The organism is Bradyrhizobium sp., from assembly GCF_019244115.1.
Lineage (GTDB): Bacteria > Pseudomonadota > Alphaproteobacteria > Rhizobiales > Xanthobacteraceae > Bradyrhizobium.
Genome location: NZ_JAFATE010000423.1, coordinates 1 through 2,250 on the forward strand (window position 1 = coordinate 1; position 2,250 = coordinate 2,250).

The 2,250-nt window shown below is 61.6% G+C and carries 2 protein-coding genes, 1 tRNA gene and 1 pseudogene; 3 read left to right on the top strand and 1 reads right to left on the bottom strand.

The genetic code is table 11. The annotated features are described in order from the left end of the window. A pseudogene (locus JOZ76_RS18565) lies at nt 1–663 on the bottom strand (alpha-2-macroglobulin family protein); the annotation flags it as partial. A 589-nt stretch (nt 664–1,252) separates the two neighbouring features. Here JOZ76_RS18565 and JOZ76_RS18570 point away from each other — a divergent pair. The 3 genes from JOZ76_RS18570 to JOZ76_RS18580 all read left to right on the top strand — a co-directional run bounded on the left by JOZ76_RS18570 (nt 1,253) and on the right by JOZ76_RS18580 (nt 2,231). Beyond that, nucleotides 1,253–1,329: transfer RNA gene (locus JOZ76_RS18570), tRNA-Arg, on the top strand. Nucleotides 1,330–1,483: 154 nt separating this feature from the next. After that, nucleotides 1,484–1,759, top strand: coding sequence for a hypothetical protein (locus tag JOZ76_RS18575; RefSeq protein WP_291700551.1), 276 nt, complete (start codon nt 1,484–1,486; stop codon nt 1,757–1,759). A 25-nt stretch (nt 1,760–1,784) separates the two neighbouring features. Then, nucleotides 1,785–2,231 carry a hypothetical protein gene (locus JOZ76_RS18580; RefSeq protein WP_291700553.1) on the top strand — a complete coding sequence of 149 codons (447 nt, stop codon included), beginning with the start codon at nt 1,785–1,787 and terminating at the stop codon, nt 2,229–2,231. Nucleotides 2,232–2,250 lie beyond the last annotated feature (19 nt).

The window sequence follows — 2,250 nt, forward strand, 5'->3', positions numbered from 1 at the left end:
GAAGGGGGTGAAATCGGTGCGTTTCAAAAGCTCCTCGGAGAACTGAAAGCAGGCCCGCGGGCTCGCCGCATCCGAATCCACTGAATAGTCGAGCAGCCGAAAACCGTGCTCCTCGCGCAGCGTCTCGTATTTGCCGCGCACGTCTGATGTCTCGCGCAGGTCGAGCGACAGGCGGAGCGCGTCCAGCGCCGGCCGCCACAGCTTGCGCTCGGCGAGCGTCTTGCCGAGCACGCCGAGCGCGTCCGCCTCGTCCTGGGCATTGCCGGCGCGCTGATAGGCGAGATAGGCCGCGGTCGAGGCGCGCTCCATCAGAAAGGTCTGCTCGCTCGAGTTGGCGGGGAAAATCAGGAAGATGGTGCGGGCGAGTTTTAGCCAGTTGCCGGAATCTTCCGGCGCGGTCGCCGCGATCTGGCCGAGAATTTTCAGGCCGCTGCGAAAATCATTGCGCTTGAAGGCCGCATCCGCATCGGTCCGCAACGTCGCGGCCGGCTTGTTGACCCCCCCCGCCTCGCTCTTGATCTGGGCTTCCAGCTTAATCGCGGCGTCCGCGAGTTCGTCGCGTCTGAAGGCCTTGTCCGCCGCGTGCGTAGAATTGAGCCCGGCCGAGCAAAGCCCGAGCGAGAGCGTGGCGCAAAAGACCAACGCGCGAAACAGACCGATCATGAAAAAACTCCTTCGCGGACAAGTGCCGCGGGATTTTGAAGACTTGCGCAACAAGGTGACGGGCGGATGGCAGGAAGCCGCCAGGGGCGGATTCTGGCAGGGACGTTCCGGCTCGCGGCTTACCGCTCCCTCGACGAAACGAACGATTGCATCGTGCTCTTGGCAATGGCGATCAACATCCCTCCCCTCGCGGACAGGGTCATCGCGCATGGCCGATCGTGCGCCAAGGAGCGCGGCGCCTGGTGCGGTCCTTCGCTCCCACTCACGCGGCGCGCCTTTGCAGGGAGGCACAGGGCGCCCGGACGGCGATCGTTCAGGGACATCCAATCCTGCGCCCATATCCAACCGCCCTGCCCCGGCAGGGACCATCCAACTCGGCCGAAATCGTCTTGTCGGGTTCATCTTAGCCGGCGGGACGGCAATGCCTTGTCACGGCGGCGTGACATTGTCAGAGCGGAACGGTCCATCATCTGCCTTGGTCGCAAGCCTTTTGAAAATGGTTCGGAACCCCCTTGGCGAAAACGCAGATTTTTCATATTGACAAGGCGATGAACAGCGCGTCCGCCGGCTTCGGCCGGACCTGTCAGACGGTCCCATAGCTCAACTGGATAGAGTAGCGGATTTCTACTCCGCGGGTTGCAGGTTCGAGTCCTGCTGGGATCGCCAAGTTTCTTACCGCCATCGCTCGCCGTCACGCACCCATCCATCAAATCGGGGCCGCGACGTATCGCTGGGACCGGCATTCCCGGGCAGGCTCCGTGCTTCGAAACATGCAGACAACGGGAACAACGCAGCCTATATTCAGAGCGAAGGGTAAGCCATGACCATACTCACCGACAAGGAAGTCATTGATGTTGCGCGAAACGTCGCTGCGGCGAACGGCGTGAGCGTCGCAGCAGTGTCGACCGCGACCCTTGACTCGCCAGGGTCGCCGGTCGTCGAGATAAGGTTCGTTCTTACTCCCGGCTCCTCGGCATCCATCATGGGAGAGCGCTCGGCCCGAACTGTTTCGCAAGTGATCCAGCAACTTGCCGACAAGGGCGAAGAGCGGTTCCCCATCGTTCGGTATGAGGAAAAGGGTGCCGCCAGACCCTGATGAATTGCTCCAGCAGGCGGATGCCTTGGCGGCAAGCGACGGGGCCACTCAATCCGATTTGCGGCGGGCGATTTCAACGGCGTACTACGCCGTTTTCCATTTCTGCCTGACTGCGGCCGCCGACATGGTCTGCGGAAGCGGCAGCCGCTCAACGCCCCGGTATAGCCTGGTGTACCGCAGCGTCGACCACAAAACCTTAAGCGGACTATGCGGGCAGCTCAGCCAGACAAAACCGCAAAACGTGGCGATCATGCCTGCTGACGGTCTCGGCAGCGTCGCAGACTTCGCCCGAGTGACAGCCAATCTGCAGCGCCAAAGAATCTTGGCCGACTACGATCCTTCTCAAAGCTTTTCCGAGGCTGAAGCGAAGCTCACAATCTCGGAGGCTCGACAGGCCATCAATTGGTTTGGCTCATCGAGCGACGAGCAAAAGGAAGCGTTTCTGACGATGCTGCTTTTCAGGCAGCGTTAGCGCATGGAGCAACCAGCGT